Source organism: Pantoea sp. ICBG 1758 (assembly GCF_002928325.1).
Lineage (GTDB): Bacteria > Pseudomonadota > Gammaproteobacteria > Enterobacterales > Enterobacteriaceae > Pantoea > Pantoea eucrina.
This window is the reverse complement of record NZ_POWL01000001.1, coordinates 726,635-742,005: the sequence shown is the minus strand read 5'-3', so window position 1 is coordinate 742,005 and position 15,371 is coordinate 726,635. Positions and strand designations below refer to the sequence as shown.

General features: G+C 55.2%; 17 protein-coding genes and 1 other annotated feature. Of the genes, 2 read left to right on the top strand and 15 right to left on the bottom strand.

Translation table 11 applies throughout. The features are described 5' to 3' along the window. From C1Y41_RS03620 to C1Y41_RS03555, 15 genes are all read right to left on the bottom strand, one after another. On the bottom strand, positions 1-1,440 hold the full coding sequence (locus tag C1Y41_RS03620) for a YdiU family protein (protein ID WP_071668770.1): 1,440 nt from the start codon (positions 1,438-1,440) through the stop codon (positions 1-3). 97 nt (positions 1,441-1,537) lie between these two features. Then, on the bottom strand, positions 1,538-2,281 hold the full coding sequence (locus C1Y41_RS03615) for an EAL domain-containing protein (RefSeq protein WP_039384082.1): 744 nt from the start codon (positions 2,279-2,281) through the stop codon (positions 1,538-1,540). A gap of 312 nt (positions 2,282-2,593) precedes the next feature. Then, positions 2,594-3,052: an NlpC/P60 family protein gene (locus C1Y41_RS03610; protein WP_039384078.1), complete on the bottom strand. Its 459-nt coding sequence runs from the start codon at positions 3,050-3,052 to the stop codon at positions 2,594-2,596. 63 nt (positions 3,053-3,115) lie between these two features. Next, the gene (btuD, locus tag C1Y41_RS03605; protein ID WP_104084797.1) at positions 3,116-3,865 is read right to left on the bottom strand and encodes a vitamin B12 ABC transporter ATP-binding protein BtuD; all 750 of its coding nucleotides are present in this window, start codon (positions 3,863-3,865) and stop codon (positions 3,116-3,118) included. 1 nt (position 3,866) lies between these two features. Then, complete coding sequence (locus C1Y41_RS03600) at positions 3,867-4,412, bottom strand: glutathione peroxidase (protein ID WP_039384072.1); 546 nt, start codon at positions 4,410-4,412, stop codon at positions 3,867-3,869. Positions 4,413-4,450: 38 nt separating this feature from the next. Next, positions 4,451-5,434, bottom strand: coding sequence for a vitamin B12 ABC transporter permease BtuC (btuC, locus tag C1Y41_RS03595; RefSeq protein ID WP_039384070.1), 984 nt, complete (start codon positions 5,432-5,434; stop codon positions 4,451-4,453). A 126-nt stretch (positions 5,435-5,560) separates the two neighbouring features. Next, entirely contained in the window at positions 5,561-5,863 is a 303-nt protein-coding gene (ihfA, locus tag C1Y41_RS03590) for an integration host factor subunit alpha (protein WP_021506246.1), read from the bottom strand. Positions 5,864-5,867: 4 nt separating this feature from the next. After that, on the bottom strand, positions 5,868-8,255 hold the full coding sequence (pheT, locus tag C1Y41_RS03585; protein ID WP_039384067.1) for a phenylalanine--tRNA ligase subunit beta: 2,388 nt from the start codon (positions 8,253-8,255) through the stop codon (positions 5,868-5,870). Between the two features lie 14 nt (positions 8,256-8,269). After that, positions 8,270-9,253, bottom strand: coding sequence for a phenylalanine--tRNA ligase subunit alpha (pheS, locus tag C1Y41_RS03580; protein WP_039384066.1), 984 nt, complete (start codon positions 9,251-9,253; stop codon positions 8,270-8,272). Positions 9,254-9,323: 70 nt separating this feature from the next. Then, positions 9,324-9,449, bottom strand: a sequence feature (Phe leader region). Next, a complete protein-coding gene (gene pheM, locus C1Y41_RS19985) occupies positions 9,400-9,444 on the bottom strand; it encodes a pheST operon leader peptide PheM (protein WP_139074214.1) in 45 nt (14 codons plus the stop codon). It overlaps the preceding feature by 45 nt. Before the next feature lie 116 nt (positions 9,450-9,565). Continuing rightward, positions 9,566-9,922: a 50S ribosomal protein L20 gene (gene rplT, locus C1Y41_RS03575; RefSeq protein WP_039384062.1), complete on the bottom strand. Its 357-nt coding sequence runs from the start codon at positions 9,920-9,922 to the stop codon at positions 9,566-9,568. A gap of 86 nt (positions 9,923-10,008) precedes the next feature. Next, entirely contained in the window at positions 10,009-10,206 is a 198-nt protein-coding gene (rpmI, locus tag C1Y41_RS03570) for a 50S ribosomal protein L35 (protein ID WP_010275699.1), read from the bottom strand. Between the two features lie 97 nt (positions 10,207-10,303). Next, positions 10,304-10,855 (bottom strand): translation initiation factor IF-3, encoded by a 552-nt coding sequence (gene infC, locus C1Y41_RS03565; RefSeq protein WP_039384061.1) that lies wholly within the window; start codon positions 10,853-10,855, stop codon positions 10,304-10,306. A gap of 4 nt (positions 10,856-10,859) precedes the next feature. After that, complete coding sequence (gene thrS, locus C1Y41_RS03560) at positions 10,860-12,788, bottom strand: threonine--tRNA ligase (RefSeq protein ID WP_104084796.1); 1,929 nt, start codon at positions 12,786-12,788, stop codon at positions 10,860-10,862. Between the two features lie 241 nt (positions 12,789-13,029). Then, complete coding sequence (locus tag C1Y41_RS03555; protein ID WP_039384056.1) at positions 13,030-13,791, bottom strand: YdiY family protein; 762 nt, start codon at positions 13,789-13,791, stop codon at positions 13,030-13,032. 316 nt (positions 13,792-14,107) lie between these two features. Between C1Y41_RS03555 and ghoS the strand changes: the two genes are divergently transcribed. Next, positions 14,108-14,398, top strand: coding sequence for a type V toxin-antitoxin system endoribonuclease antitoxin GhoS (ghoS, locus tag C1Y41_RS03550; protein ID WP_039384054.1), 291 nt, complete (start codon positions 14,108-14,110; stop codon positions 14,396-14,398). Positions 14,399-14,476: 78 nt separating this feature from the next. Then, positions 14,477-15,370: a fructosamine kinase family protein gene (locus tag C1Y41_RS03545; protein ID WP_094111903.1), complete on the top strand. Its 894-nt coding sequence runs from the start codon at positions 14,477-14,479 to the stop codon at positions 15,368-15,370. Position 15,371: the final 1 nt, after the last annotated feature.

Genomic DNA, 15,371 nt, shown 5'->3' with positions numbered 1-15,371 from the left:
TCAGCTGGAGCAGCTGACCTCCAGCGTTTTACTCCACTCCGGCGGCCGCTGGCGCAACGTCGCGCTGCTGGCCGCTTCATCAAAGGGGTGCTGCAGCGCCAGATGCAGCTCTTTAAGGGCCGCAGTCTCGCCCCGCTCCACCTCTTCAATCACCTGCTGGGCAAGATAGTTACGCAGCACGATGGCGGGGTTGGCCGCCTGCATCACCGCCTGCCGTTCGCTGTCGCTGGCCTCATCCTGCAGCAGTCGCTGCTGATAGCTGCTATACCAGCGATCAAACGCGTCGCGATCGATAAACTCATCGCGCAGCGGCGAACGCCTTTCCTGCTGTTCGGTATAGCTGAGCTGACGAAACGTAAAGGTGTAATCGCTGTGCTCATTGCTCATCAGCGCCAGCAGGTTGCTCAGAATCGTATTATCCTCTGCCTGCGGCGTCAGCAGGCCAAGTTTCGCCCGCATGCGCTCTCCCCAGACGCGCATCAGTTCAGGCTCATAGTGGCTCAGCGCCTGCTTCAGCTGCTCCGTGGTCAGCAATCCCGACAGCGCGTGCGCCAGCCGGTTGAGGTTCCACAGGCCAACCGTCGGCTGATTATTAAACGCATAGCGCCCCTGATAGTCACTGTGGTTGCAGATAAAGGCGGGATCGTACTCATCAAGAAAGCCGTAAGGACCGTAATCCAGCGTCAGGCCGAGAATCGACATGTTATCTGTGTTCATCACTCCGTGAGCAAAGCCTGCGCTCTGCCACAGTGCGATCAGGCGGGCGGTACGTTTTGCCACATCCGTGAACCACAGCAGATAGCGATCCGGTTCCGCCTCAAGGTGCGGCCAGTGATGACGAATCGCATAGTCTGCCAGCTGGCGTACTTTATCCGTCTCCCCTGCGTAATAGAAGTGTTCAAAGTGACCAAAACGCAGATGGCTCTCCGCAATACGCATCAGCATCGCGCCGCGCTCCTGCGTTTCGCGCAGCACCGGTTCGTCACCGATGGCCAGCGCCAGGGCGCGCGTCCCGGGAATACCCAAATGGTGTAACGCTTCTGAAGCGAGAAACTCCCGCACGCTTGAGCGGATCACCGCCCGTCCATCTCCCATGCGGGAATAAGGGGTTAAGCCTGCGCCTTTCAGATGCCAGTCCAGCTTGCGCCCATCTTCCAGCTGCTGCTCACCCAGCAGCAGGCCGCGTCCGTCACCCAGCTGCCCGGCCCAGACGCCAAACTGATGGCCGCTATACACCTGAGCGAGCGGAGCCATGCCTGGCAGCAGCGCCTGACCGCTCCATACGCCGTGGCCGTCGCCGGCAAACAGCTCCGCATCCAGCGCCATTTCCGCCGCCAGCGGCGCATTATGATAGAGGAGACGCCCTCCCGCCAGCGGCGTGGGCTGCAGCGATGTGTAATATCCGGTCAGCTCCTGCTGCCAGCTATTGATAAATTGCATATATACTCCAGAGGTGCTTAATAATGCAGCACCAGGATAGCGTGTAGAGAGTAAAGGATAGTCTGGCACGGGGCGCCCGGGAAAAACAGCGCCTGAATTACTGCTGCGAGGGTGTGGTCTGCGTCAGAAAAGGAGTGATGAGATCTTCTAACCGTTCCGCTTTAACCACCGGGAACACGTTACCCTGAATATGCACGCCGCTCAGATCGCTGACTTTGCTCAGCAGGCGCGCATCATCGATACCAGAAATAATAATTTGCTGCGTATAGCCGCTGAAATTATCGATAACCGTCTGCATAAAAGGGATAAAGGAGGCGCGCTTCGCCAGATTCTGGATAAATAATTTATCCAGCTTCAGGACGCTAAACAGCGAATCATAGACTGCCGTTGCCGGGGCTTTGCCAGCTCCGAATTGTGAAAGCGATAAACGGAATTGATGATTAAGTCGGGATAAAACCGGATGCGCTTTGCCGGCAGATAATTGCGGAAACGTTTCGCTGATATCCATTACGATAAATGGCAGCTGTTTAAATTTCCTTAACAGAATTTCACTCTCTAACAGCGTTTCAGCCAGCGATTCGTCAATTCTCATTAGCGCATCAACATGATTACGCTCAAAGAAAGCGCGGTGCTTTTCCAGGATTAAAAGCTGAGCCTGCAGCAGCCTTAACTGCTGACTGGCATCGAGCTGCGGCAACAGTAAATCCTGTGGCAACGTAATTGGCGCACTGTCATGAACAAATTGTGTAACCAGCTCAACCGCAGTGAGCTGGCCCTCCAGCGTATAAGCCGGATAAAACCAGGTTTCCGACTGATAGTCGGCCGAAATATGGACTTTCATTTTTTACAGCCAGAGGCAGTGGCAATGAAGGCATCGTATATCAATGAAAAGAGTCAGGCAATAGCACCAAACGCCGGAAGAGAAGGTGTTTTAGCGCCTAATGCAAGCTATTAATCATTAAATTATACTTAAGCCAAATACGCCGTGTTAATATCCACAATGATAAAATCTTTAGCTCTATTTTTAGTAGTAATTTGTCAGGTGGTAAAGTACCAATTTTAATGAGAGCTTTATTTCAGCAAAAAAAGAACCCATTGTGCGAATTAAGCTCTCTTTTCGCCGCGCTATTTCATTCATCCAGAATGCAACTTGTCATATTCTGCGCGCCTGCCAGAAGACCCTCTGCCAGTAAACATTATTGAGCGAAGAGCGAATAACGCCTTTGCTGGTAGAGGCGTGTATAAAGGTGTTGTTGCTGGCATATATACCGACATGCAGCCCGTTTTCGCCGCTGCCGGTTTTGAAAAACAGCAGATCGCCAGGCAGCAAATCACGTGGATCGATACGGTTGCCGATTTTTGTCTGAGCGCGTGTGGAGCGTGGCAGCGCGATGTCAAAGCGATCGCGGAACGTCAGCAGGACAAAGCCGGAGCAGTCAACCCCACGCGGACTGAGGCCACCATAGCGGTACGGCGTGCCCTGCCAGCGGCTGAGCTGATAGTTGAGCCGGGTCTGCACTGCGGCAGGATCTGAGAGACGGGAATCAGGCGGAGGCGCATGATGACTGCACCCTGTGACCATCAGCACGAATAGCAGAATAAGTAACCGCATAGCCTGTTCCCTGTCAGCCCGATCCGGCAGACACTGTAGCCGTAAACGCGCGCGGTGTGCAAGTCAGGAGAGCAGCAGCAGACGCCCCTGCGGTGTATCCACCTCTGTCAACTCTGTCTGAAACAGCGGCGCAAGCCGGGCGGCCGTCAGCACCTCATGCGCCCTGCCCTGATATTTCAGCTCTCCCTGATGCAGCAACCAGACGCGATCCGCGTAGCGCAGCGTATGATTCAGGTCGTGACTGCTGGTGATCACGCCGATGCCGGCGGCGCAAAGCTGCTGCAGAAGCCGGGTGACGCCCTGCTGCTGCGCCACATCCAGCGCGCTCATCGGCTCATCGAGCAGCAGCAGGCTGCCCTGCGGATTGATGTCAGGATGGATTTGCAGTATCACCGCCAGCAGGCGCACCCGCTGCCACTCCCCTCCGGAGAGCTGCGTCAGAGCGCTCTCCAGCTTATGATGCAGACTCAGCTGCGACAGCAAACGCGCCAGCACGTTATTCAGCTCTGTGCCAGCACCACGCGGCAGATGCATCTGCAGGTAGTGCCAGACCGGCATCGCGCCGGGCGCAGGCTGCTGCTGAGGCAGCCAGCCACGCTGCTGAGCCAGCGCCTCTCCTGACAGCGCAGCAACAGCGGTGCCGTTAAGCAGCAGCTCTCCGCGCGGAGTCGCAAGACCGCTGAGCGCCTCCAGCAGGGTGCTCTTTCCGGCGCCGTTAGCGCCCACCAGATGTACCCACTCCCCGCGCGCGAGAGCGAGATCCAGCGGCGCCAGCCGGCCGGGGCAGCTCAGACCGTGACACGCCAGCAGCATGTCAGGCGGTCAGCGCCTGCTCAATACGCTTAAGCACCTGCGGCGCATCCGGAGCCATATCGGGTGAAAAACGGGCGATAATGTTACCCTGTTTATCGACCAGGAACTTCTCGAAGTTCCACAGGATATCGCCGGGTTCTGCCGGCGCCCGGCCTTTCGCTATCATACGCTCAAGAAAACCGCTCTCCTCCGGACGTTCAGCTTCCGGCTGGGCGCTGACCAGCGTGCGATAGAGCGGATGGCGCTGCGCGCCGTTAACGTCCGTCTTATCAAACAGAGGAAACGTCACGCCATACGTGGTGCTGCAAAACGTCCGGATCTCTTCGTTAGTGCCCGGCTCCTGCTCCAGGAACTGGTTGCAGGGAAAGCCCAGCACGCTAAAGCCCCGCGCCTGAAACGCTTTATGGAGTGACTCAAGCTGCTCATACTGCGGCGTCAGTCCGCAGCGGGAGGCGACGTTCACTACCAGCAGTACGCGGTCACGCCAGGCCTCCAGCGTAGTGGCGGTACCATCAAGGGTTTTCAGCGGGATCTGATACAACGTCATGGTGTTCTCCTGTGTCCGTCAGATAACGCCAGCCGCAGCTAGCGTGAAGATTTTACTAAAAGCAGAATAAACAGCGGTGCGCCCAGCGTCGCGGTCACCACGCCTATCGGCAGTTCAGCAGAGGTCAGCAGCAGCCGCGCAAGAATATCCGCCGCCAGCAGCACTGCCGCACCCGCCAGTGCTGCTGCAGGCAGCAGATAGCGATGATCGCTGATGCCGCTCAGCCGCAGAAGATGCGGGACAACCAGCCCGACAAAGCCGATCGCCCCCGCCAGCGCCACGCTGACGCCTGTCAGCCAGCCCATGGCCAGCACCAGCAGGTTACGCCACAGCTGCAGCGGTAAGCCGAGCTGCCGCGCAGACGTCTCGCCCAGCGCCAGCAGATTCAGCGTGCGCGCACTGCACAGCAGCGCGGCGATTACCGGCATCAGGCTGAGTATCAGCCAGCCATAGCGCCAGTCAACGCCGCCAAAGCCTCCCATCATCCAGTACATCAGCTGACGCAGGTCGAGCGTGGTACTGAAGTAGACTGCCCACGTCATCACAGCGCTGCAGATAATACCCAGCGCCACACCGGTAAGCAGTAAGCGACTGCTGGCGAGCTGACGATGGGCAAAATGCAGCAGGATCAGCGTAATTGCCAGGGCGCCAGCCATCGCCGCCAGCGCCAGGCTCCACAGGGAGCCGCTGCCGAGCAGCACGCCCAGTACTACTCCCACGCCGGCACCGTTAGAGACGCCGAGCAGTCCCGGCTCAGCCAGCGGATTTGTAAACAGCGCCTGCATAACGGTACCGCAGAGCGCCAGCGCGGCGCCTGTCGCAATAACGGCCAGCGTACGCGGCAGACGGATCTGCCAGACAAACAGCTCGCCCTGCGGGGTAAACCATTCGGCAGGCAGCAGCCAGCGCTCGCCGGCACACAGGCTGAGCAGGCTGAGCAGCAACAGCAGCGCGGCGAGCAGCAGCAGTGTACGCCGGCTACGGCGACCGGTCTGACGGGCAAGCTGATCGAGCAGAGTCATAAGCGAGGCAGTTAAGCAGGAGAATGTCACGATTGTAGAGGGATTATGGCAAAAAGAAAGCCATCCCCCTGCAGGCTGGCACAGTAATAAAAAAGGCCGCTGAGCGGCCTTTTTATCATACTGAAATCAGTCAGCATCCTTCGGTGACGCGTTTTCAACGCGGCTTTTCAGCTTTTGCCCCGGACGGAAGGTCACCACACGGCGCGCGGTGATAGGAATATCCTCTCCCGTTTTCGGGTTACGGCCCGGACGCTGGTTTTTGTCGCGCAGATCAAAGTTACCAAATCCGGACAGCTTAACCTGTTCTCCATTTTCCAGCGCGCGGCGAACTTCTTCGAAAAAAAGCTCGACCAACTCTTTGGCGTCGCGTTTGCTCAACCCGAGTTTTTCAAACAGATATTCTGACATTTCAGCTTTTGTAAGCGCCATAGGTTCAATCCCTCAAGGTTGCCTGGAATCGCTCTTTTAATGCTGCTACACATCTGGCAACGGTCGCAGCAATCTCCTCTTCTTCGAGTGTCCGGCTGGTATCCTGCAAAATCAGGCTAATCGCAAGGCTCTTTTCGCCTTCGTTCACGCCTTTACCACGGTACACGTCAAACAAGTTTACGCCAACTACCTGATTTACGCCAACTTTCTTACACTCTGCGATGATATCTGCTGCAGGGACGCTTTCTGCCACCACAACAGCGATATCACGGCGGTTAGCCGGGAAGCGTGAAATCTCACGCGCGTCAGGCAGGACGCGGTCTGCAACCTTATTCCAAAGCAGTTCAAACACTAAGGTACGACCGTTGAGATCCAGCTTGCGTTCCAGCTCCGGGTGAACCACCCCGATAAATCCGATTTGTTCATTGTCCAGCCAGATAGCCGCTGTTTGTCCGGGATGCAGCGCCGGATTGGCAGCCGCGCGGAATGAAATCGCTTCAGATTTGCCGGTTAATTCCAGCAGCGACTCTAAATCGCCTTTCAAATCATAGAAGTCAACCGGCTGACGCGCCAGATCCCAGTGCTCTTCGTCACGATGACCGCTGATTACGCCCGCCAGCATAAGATCCTGGCGAATGCCGAGATCGGCCTGCGTATCAGGCACAAAGCGCAGACCGCTCTCGAACAGGCGCACACGCCCCTGCTGGCGATTCTGGTTGTAAACTACTGAGCTGAGCAGACCGGTCCAGAGTGACAGGCGCATTGCTGACATATCGCTGGAGATAGGGCTTGGCAGGATAAGCGCCTCTTCCCCCGGATGCAGCAGCTGCTGCACTTTAGGATCGACAAAGCTGTAGGTGATCGCTTCCTGATAGCCTTTGTCTGTCAGCAGCGTTTTCGCCCGCTTCAGCGACAGGCTGGCTTCACGATGCTGCGTCATAATCAGGCTGGCTTTTACCGGCACATCAGGGATGTTGTTGTAGCCGTAAACGCGGGCAACCTCTTCAACCAGATCTTCCTCAATCGCCATATCAAAACGCCAGCTCGGTGCCACCGCTTTCCACTCGCCTTCGCCCTGCGTGACCTCGCAGCCGAGACGGGTCAGGATATCTGTCACCTGTTCGTCGGCGATAACGTGGCCAATCAGGCGATCGAGTTTTGTACGGCGCAGCGTAATCGTGGCGCGCGGCGGCAGTTTACAGGCATCAGTCTGATCGATAACCGGACCGGCTTCACCACCGCAGATATCCAGCAGCAGGCGGGTCGCACGTTCAATCGCTGTATGCTGCAGCGCCGGATCGACACCACGCTCATAGCGATGTGACGCATCAGTATGCAGTCCGTGGCGGCGTGCGCGGCCGGTAATGGCCAGCGGATCAAAGTAGGCGCACTCAAACAGCACGTTACGTGTCGCTTCATTTACGCCTGAGTGCTCACCGCCAAAAATACCGCCCATCGCCAGCGCCTGCTGGTGATCGGCAATAACCAGCGTGTCATTTTGCAATTTTGCTTCGGTGCCATCCAGCAGGGTCAGCGTCTCATTCTCCTGCGCCATACGCACCACAATGCCGCCGCTGATGCGGTCGAGATCGAAGGCGTGCATCGGTTGACCCAGCTCAAGCAGCACATAGTTAGTGACATCGACCACCGGGTCAATTGAGCGAATGCCGCAGCGGCGCAGTTTCTCACGCATCCAGAGCGGCGTTTCAGCTTTGACATTGATACCTTTAATTACGCGTCCCAGGTAGCGCGGACAGGCGTCGGTAGCGTCGATGCGGATTGGGAATGTATCGGTAATGGTCGCCGCAACCGGTTCTGCTGCAGGCGCCGTCAGCGGCAGTCCGTTAACCACGGCCACATCACGCGCCACGCCGGCGATGCTCAGACAGTCCGCACGGTTTGGCGTCACGCTGATCTCGATAGTATTGTCATCCAGCTTCAGGTAGTCGCGAATGTCGCATCCTACTGGCGCATCGGCTGGCAGTTCGATAATACCGTTGTGATCGTCGGAAATACCCAGCTCTGAGAAGGAGCAGAGCATGCCTTCAGAAGGCTCGCCGCGCAGTTTGGCCGCTTTGATTTTGAAATCACCTGGCAGTACGGCACCCACGGTAGCCACTGCCACTTTCAGTCCCTGGCGGCAGTTAGGCGCGCCGCAGACGATATCCAGCAGACGATCGCCGCCGACATTGATTTTGGTTACGCGCAGTTTATCCGCGTTCGGGTGCTGGCCGCACTCCACCACTTCACCCACGACTACGCCATGAAACGCGCCGGCAACGGGATCAACACCATCAACCTCAAGGCCTGCCATGGTGATCTGTTCAGACAGCGCAGCGCTGTCCAGGGCTGGATTTACCCATTCGCGTAACCAGAGTTCACTGAATTTCATTGGATAACCTGCCCTTATTTAAATTGTTTGAGGAAACGTAAATCATTTTCGAAGAAAGCACGCAGATCGGTGACGCCATAGCGCAGCATGGTCAGACGTTCCATTCCCATACCAAAGGCGAAGCCGGAGTAAATTTCCGGATCGATGCCGACGTTACGCAGTACATTCGGATGCACCATGCCGCAGCCCAGTACTTCCAGCCATTTGCCATTTTTGCCCATTACATCCACTTCCGCTGAAGGTTCAGTAAAGGGGAAGTAGCTCGGGCGGAAGCGGATCTGCAGATTCTCTTCAAAGAAGTTATTCAGGAAATCGTGCAGCGTTCCTTTCAGGTTGGTAAAGCTGATGTCTTTATCGACAATCAGGCCTTCCATCTGGTGGAACATCGGCGTGTGGGTCTGATCGTAATCATTACGGTAAACGCGGCCCGGCGCGATAATACGGATCGGCGGCTGCTGATTTTTCATGGTGCGGATCTGCACGCCTGAGGTCTGCGTACGCAGCAGGCGCGTGGCATCAAACCAGAAGGTGTCATGATCGGCGCGGGCCGGATGGTGACCCGGAATATTCAGCGCGTCGAAGTTATGATAGTCATCTTCAATTTCCGGTCCGGTCACCACGGCAAAACCCAGCTCGCCGAAAAAGTTTTCGATGCGGTCAATGGTGCGCGTTACCGGATGCAGACCGCCGTTTTCGCTGCGGCGTCCGGGCAGTGAGACATCAATCGTTTCTGCCGCCAGGCGCGCATTCAGCGCCGCACTCTCCAGCGTATTTTTACGGGCGTTAAGATGATCCTGTACCTGCTGTTTTGCTTCGTTAATCACCGCACCTGCCGCCGGGCGCTCTTCAGCCGGCAGTTCACGCAGGGTGGTCATCTGCAGGGTAAGGTGCCCTTTTTTACCCAGAAATTCGACGCGTACAGCGTCCAGAGCGGCGATATCCGACGCCTCGTCGATGGCGGCCGTGGCACGGGCCACCAGGTCTGCGAGTTGGGACATGATTTCCTCTTCTTCCAGCCGGGCTGGTCAGTTCTTGTTGGGATCCGGGATCCGATTAAGTCTCGCCAGAAACAAAAAAGCCTCCACGAGGGAGGCTTTCAGCGCGATTTTTCGTTTCTTTTCTTATGCGCACAAGCCCCTGATGTTCAGGCGCTAAAGTAAAAAAAGAAACGGAAAAGAGCAGCGTGCATGCTTGCATTACCTTGAGAAAATTAAAAACCGCCCTATTGAAATGCCCGGCGGCGAAAATGTCAATCTTTTGCGTGAGTTGCAGGTAATAAAAAAGGGAGCAAGCTCCCTTTTTTACCTGACTTACGCCAGAGCTGATTTCGCTTTTTCTACCAGAGCAGCGAAGGCTGCTTTGTCGAATACAGCGATGTCAGCCAGGATTTTACGGTCAATCTCAATGGACGCTTTTTTCAGGCCATTGATGAAACGGCTGTAAGACATACCGTTCTGACGCGCCGCTGCGTTGATACGCGCGATCCACAGCTGACGGAACTGACGCTTACGCTGACGACGGTCGCGGTAAGCATACTGACCAGCTTTGATAACAGCCTGGAAAGCAACGCGGTAAACACGTGAACGTGCACCGTAGTAGCCTTTAGCTTGTTTTAAGATTTTTTTGTGACGTGCGCGAGCAATTACACCACGTTTTACGCGAGCCATGAGCTCTCCTTAATCATATTCTGTTTTGCCGGTGCTCTGCTGGCGATAAGCCTTACAGCGCGACGGGCGAATTAAAAAAAATTTACTTATGCGTACGGCAGGCAGGCAATAACCAGACCCAGATCGCCTTTAGACACCAGGCCTTTTGGACGCAGGTGACGTTTACGCTTAGTAGACTTTTTGGTCAGAATATGACGCAGGTTTGCGTGCTTACGCTTGAAGCCGCCAGAGGCGGTCTTCTTGAAGCGCTTAGCCGCGCCACGTACAGTTTTAATCTTTGGCATTTTTACAAATATCCACTTCGCATTGTTAAAAAAATGAACCAGACAGGCGAATAATCCCGCACAGCGCGAACGCTGCGCGGCATCATTACTTGAAAGCCTACTGTTTCTTCTTAGGTGCGAGCACCATAATCATCTGGCGGCCTTCGATCTTCGAAGGGAAGGACTCGACCACTGCCAGATCGATATCTTCACACAGATCTTTACGGACGCGGTTAAGCACTTCCATACCGATCTGCTGGTGCGCCATCTCACGACCGCGGAAACGCAGCGTGATTTTGGCTTTATCGCCCTCTTCCAGAAAGCGCATCAGGCTGCGGAGTTTTACCTGATAGTCGCCATCATCAGTACCAGGACGGAATTTAATTTCCTTAACCTGGATAACTTTCTGCTTCTTCTTCTGTTCCTTAGAAGACTTACTCTTTTCATAAAGGAACTTGCCGTAATCCATAATACGGCATACCGGCGGTTCGGCGTTCGGGCTGATTTCAACTAAATCTACGCCAGCTTCTTCAGCTTTCTCAATCGCTTCGCGTAGAGAGACAATGCCAAGTTGCTCGCCGTCAACGCCAGTGAGGCGCACTTCGGTGGCTCGGATTTCGCCGTTAATACGGTTTGGACGCGTCGGTTGTACTCGTTTTCCGCCTTTAATAACCTTATTCCTCTAATTGGTGAAGATGTCGGCTGCGAATCTCTTGTTGCAGCTTCTCAACAAACACATCTACGTCCATGCTCCCGAGGTCTTTACCACGGCGGGTGCGCACGGCAACTTTGCCTGCTTCCACCTCTTTCTCACCGCAAACCAGCATATAAGGGACGCGACGCAATGTGTGCTCGCGGATTTTAAAGCCTATCTTCTCGTTTCTCAAGTCTGCTTTGACACGAATGCCAGCATTTTGCAGTTTCTTTGTCAGTTCACTGACATATTCTGCCTGACTGTCAGTGATATTCATCACTACAGCCTGTACCGGTGCCAGCCAGCTCGGGAAGAAACCAGCGAACTCTTCAGTCAGAATACCGATAAAGCGCTCCATAGAGCCCAGAATCGCACGGTGAATCATCACCGGTGTCTGACGGTCGTTGTTTTCACCCACATAGGTGGCATCAAGACGTTTTGGCAGAGAAAAGTCTAGCTGAACCGTGCCACACTGCCAGGCACGATCGAGACAATCATACAGGGTGAACTCGATTTTCGGGCCGTAGAATGCCCCTTCACCCGGCTGATACTCAAAGGGGATATCATTCTCTTTCAATGCTTCGGCCAGGTCAACCTCTGCGCGATCCCACATCTCATCGGTACCGATGCGTTTTTCCGGACGGGTAGACAACTTCACGACGATTTTTTCAAAACCGAACGTGCTGTACATGTCGTACACCATACGAATACAGCTGTTTACTTCGTCGCGCACCTGATCTTCAGTACAGAATACGTGAGCATCATCCTGCGTAAAGCCGCGTACGCGCATCAGACCATGGAGCGCACCCGATGGCTCGTTACGGTGGCAGCTACCGAACTCTGCCATACGCAGCGGCAGATCGCGATAGGACTTCAGACCCTGATTGAAGATCTGCACGTGACCCGGGCAGTTCATCGGTTTAATGCAATATTCGCGGTTTTCTGAAGAGGTGGTAAACATCGCCTCTTTGTAGTTTTCCCAGTGGCCGGTTTTTTCCCACAGCACGCGGTCCATCATAAACGGACCTTTTACTTCCTGGTAATCATACTCTTTCAGTTTGGTACGGACAAAAACTTCCAGCTCGCGGAAAATCGTCCAGCCGTCATTGTGCCAGAACACCATGCCCGGCGCCTCTTCCTGCATATGGTAGAGATCGAGCTGTTTACCAATTTTGCGATGATCGCGTTTTGCTGCTTCTTCCAGGCGCTGCAGATAGGCTGACAGCTGCTTCTTATCTGCCCAGGCCGTGCCGTAAATACGCTGCAGCATTTTGTTATCGCTGTTGCCGCGCCAGTAAGCGCCCGCAATTTTCTGCAGCTTAAAATGGTGGCAGAAGCGCATGTTCGGCACGTGCGGACCGCGGCACATATCCACATACTCTTCATGATGATAGAGGCCAGGACGATCGTCGTGACTGATATTCTCATCAAGGATTGTGGTTTTATAGCTTTCGCCACGCGCAGCAAAGACGTCGCGCGCTTCCTGCCAGCTGACTTTTTTCTTTACCACGTTGTAATTGGTTTCAGCCAGCTGGTGCATACGCTTTTCCAGCTGTTCCAGATCTTCCTGCGTCAGCGTGTGGTCGAGATCGACGTCATAATAGAAGCCGTTATCGATGACCGGGCCAATCGCCATTTTGGTATCAGGCCACAGCTGTTTAATAGCATGGCCCAGCAGGTGCGCGCAGGAGTGCCGGATAATCTCCAGACCCGCTTCATCTTTTGCGGTGATGATTGCTACCTGAGCATCTTCGGTGATGGGATCAACCGCATCTACCAGCTCACCGTTTACGCGACCGGCGATACAGGCTTTCGCCAGGCCGGGACCAATATCCAGCGCAATATCCATTACGCTGACCGGGTGGTCAAAAACGCGCTGGCTGCCGTCAGGAAGAGTAATTACTGGCATTTTATATCCTTAAATTGCAGTGGTAAGCCACACGAAAGCCTACATGCAACACTGTGTTTGGTGTGTGTACCCGGCGTGATGTCAGACCCACATTGTCGTAATGACGCCAGGCGCATAAAGCGGCAAATATGATAACAGCTTTCACCCTGCAGCAAAACCCGCCTTGCGGGCTAAGTCTAAGCAAACACGAAAAAAAACCGCCGTGCAGCCTGAGCCGGACGGCGGTTTTCTGGTATGGCAGTTACATTGCGTAGGAGAGCTGAATCGTGGTTTTGGTATCGGTACGATCGGGCGCGGACTCTGGCGGATTGTTGTTCCAGGTCACGTTGTAGCCCATCTTCAGCGCAAAGTGCTCATTGATGGCGACCTGCAGGGCCGTTTCTGAGTTCACCGTAGTATCTTCGCCGAAGCTGCTCAGCACGGATACACCCTGAATGAATTTCGTGGTATCCGTCAGCTGCCACTGATAGCTGACTGCGCCATAGCCCAGCGCTTTGGTCTCATGCCCGCCGTCGTGAAAGTCGTCGTAACGTACGCCCGGACCAAATTCCGCGCGCAGAGAGTGCACCGGACCGTTGAGGATCTGGCGACCATAACCGGCCGTCAGCACGTCGCGGGAATCGTAACCATTCAGACGATCGCTCAGCCAGCTGGCCTGACCAAACAGATAATCAGCGCTGTTCATGTTGTAGCGGCTGCGGCCACCGATATTGTAGGTTTCAGATGAACGCTCATCGTTGGATGAGGTGTTCGCCGCGTTGCCCCACAGGCTGTAAGCCGTTGAGGTCTGATACCAGGTCATGCTGGTTGAAGCCGTCAGCGAAGAGCTGGTGGTGTTACCGGTTTGCGCCAGGTAACCGGCTGATGCGCTGCCTTCAAACGGCTGTTTGGCCGTTGAAGGATCATCCATTGAGGTGAAGACAGCGTTATCAGCAAAAGCCTGGTGACAAAATGCTCCGGCAGAGAGCAGAAAAATAGCGGACAGCTTATTAAGAACTTTCATTAAAGGGTGATCCGTGCGGCAATTTAAAAACAGGTGAGTCTGCAGCGTTTTTACCGGCAATCAATGCAATTTACTGTAAGTTTTGTAAAAAATTATGAGGCGGCATCAGGCCGTTCCCTGCATCAACCAGCATGATACGTTGCAGACGCGTTCACTAACGGCGCGCATTATAGGTGCCGTTCAGAGAAATAACAGCCCGCAATTATCAGGAATTTTGCCGCTGCTGACACAGCCTTACGCTGCAACTGAACAAAATTCGCTCTCAGCTGTGGGGTGGACTACGCTGAAATCTGTTTGGTTACAGTGAGGTGAGAAAATGAGCACGCTGGACGTTATGAGTTACGTTGTCACTTTCCACTATCAGGAGTCGGGGCTAAGCGATCTTCAATCGCTGACCAGCGCTATGGTCAATAGCGGATATAGCACCACCCTGCACGATGCTGAAGGACATCCGCATGAACTGGGAACCAACAGCTTCGGCATTGTCAGCACGCTGACGCCTGAAGCGGTTTCGGAGCAGGCTGCGCGTATTGCAGAGGTGGCATTGCATCAGTCTCCGCAGACAAAGGTTACAACGCTGCAGCAATTTTTGCAGAACCCTGTCTGAGGCCGCCGGTAAAACTGGCCTTGCCTATTTTTTGCGCGCTACAATTGCAGCGATATCGCGATTAACGAGGAGCCCGCCATGTGGTCAGCCATCAGCCGCCTGTTAAGCGAACAGACTCAGCCAGCAGAGATTACGCAGCGCGAGCCCCTGCCCGGCGGGGATATCCATCCCGCCTGGCGTATCCGCTACGGCGATCTGGATGTCTTCGTCAAGTGCAACACCCATGACCGGCTGGACCTGTTCCGCTGGGAGGCCGATCAGCTCAGTCTGCTGGCGCGCACGCAGACAGTCCGGGTGCCGACCGTCTACGGCGTCGGCAGCACGCGCGACGCCAGTTTTCTTCTGCTGGAGTATATTCCGCCGCAGCCGCTCAGCGCGGAAGCGGGTTATCAGCTCGGGCAGCAGCTGGCGCGCCTGCATCAATGGAGTGAGCAGCGCCAGTTCGGACTCGATTTCGATAATAATATTACCACTACCCTGCAGCCCAATAGCTGGCTGCGGCGCTGGTCGCTGTTTTTTGCGGAGCAGCGTATCGGCTGGCAGCTGCAGCTGGCAGCGGAACGCGGTGTGACCTATGGTGACATGAATCAGATTATTGACAGCGTTCAGCAGGCGCTGGCTCATCATCATCCGCAGCCTTCGCTACTGCATGGCGATCTCTGGCCTGCCAACTGTGCAGATAGCAGCAGCGGGCCATGGATTTTCGATCCTGCCTGCTACTGGGGTGACCGCGAATGCGACCTGGCGATGCTGAGTTATTACCATGAACTGCCGCGTGAGATCATGCAGGGCTATCACGCAGAGTGGCCGCTGGCAGAGGGATTTTCGCAACGCCAGCCTGTATATCAGCTCTATTACCTGCTGAACCGCGCGAACGTTTTTTCCGGCCAGTGGCAGGAGGAGGCGCAGTTTGCCGTCAGTCAGCTGCTTAGCGACGACAAACTGGCGCAGGATCGGGCCAGACCGGCCTGAT

Coding starts and splice junctions, on each gene's coding strand:
- C1Y41_RS03620 (WP_071668770.1), bottom strand. CDS start 1,440: ATGCAATTTATCAATAGCTGGCAGCAGGAGCTGACCGGATATTACACA.
- C1Y41_RS03615 (WP_039384082.1), bottom strand. CDS start 2,281: ATGAAAGTCCATATTTCGGCCGACTATCAGTCGGAAACCTGGTTTTAT.
- C1Y41_RS03610 (WP_039384078.1), bottom strand. CDS start 3,052: ATGCGGTTACTTATTCTGCTATTCGTGCTGATGGTCACAGGGTGCAGT.
- btuD (WP_104084797.1), bottom strand. CDS start 3,865: ATGCTGCTGGCGTGTCACGGTCTGAGCTGCCCCGGCCGGCTGGCGCCG.
- C1Y41_RS03600 (WP_039384072.1), bottom strand. CDS start 4,412: ATGACGTTGTATCAGATCCCGCTGAAAACCCTTGATGGTACCGCCACT.
- btuC (WP_039384070.1), bottom strand. CDS start 5,434: ATGACTCTGCTCGATCAGCTTGCCCGTCAGACCGGTCGCCGTAGCCGG.
- ihfA (WP_021506246.1), bottom strand. CDS start 5,863: ATGGCGCTTACAAAAGCTGAAATGTCAGAATATCTGTTTGAAAAACTC.
- pheT (WP_039384067.1), bottom strand. CDS start 8,255: ATGAAATTCAGTGAACTCTGGTTACGCGAATGGGTAAATCCAGCCCTG.
- pheS (WP_039384066.1), bottom strand. CDS start 9,253: ATGTCCCAACTCGCAGACCTGGTGGCCCGTGCCACGGCCGCCATCGAC.
- rplT (WP_039384062.1), bottom strand. CDS start 9,922: ATGGCTCGCGTAAAACGTGGTGTAATTGCTCGCGCACGTCACAAAAAA.
- rpmI (WP_010275699.1), bottom strand. CDS start 10,206: ATGCCAAAGATTAAAACTGTACGTGGCGCGGCTAAGCGCTTCAAGAAG.
- thrS (WP_104084796.1), bottom strand. CDS start 12,788: ATGCCAGTAATTACTCTTCCTGACGGCAGCCAGCGCGTTTTTGACCAC.
- C1Y41_RS03555 (WP_039384056.1), bottom strand. CDS start 13,791: ATGAAAGTTCTTAATAAGCTGTCCGCTATTTTTCTGCTCTCTGCCGGA.
- ghoS (WP_039384054.1), top strand. CDS start 14,108: ATGAGCACGCTGGACGTTATGAGTTACGTTGTCACTTTCCACTATCAG.
- C1Y41_RS03545 (WP_094111903.1), top strand. CDS start 14,477: ATGTGGTCAGCCATCAGCCGCCTGTTAAGCGAACAGACTCAGCCAGCA.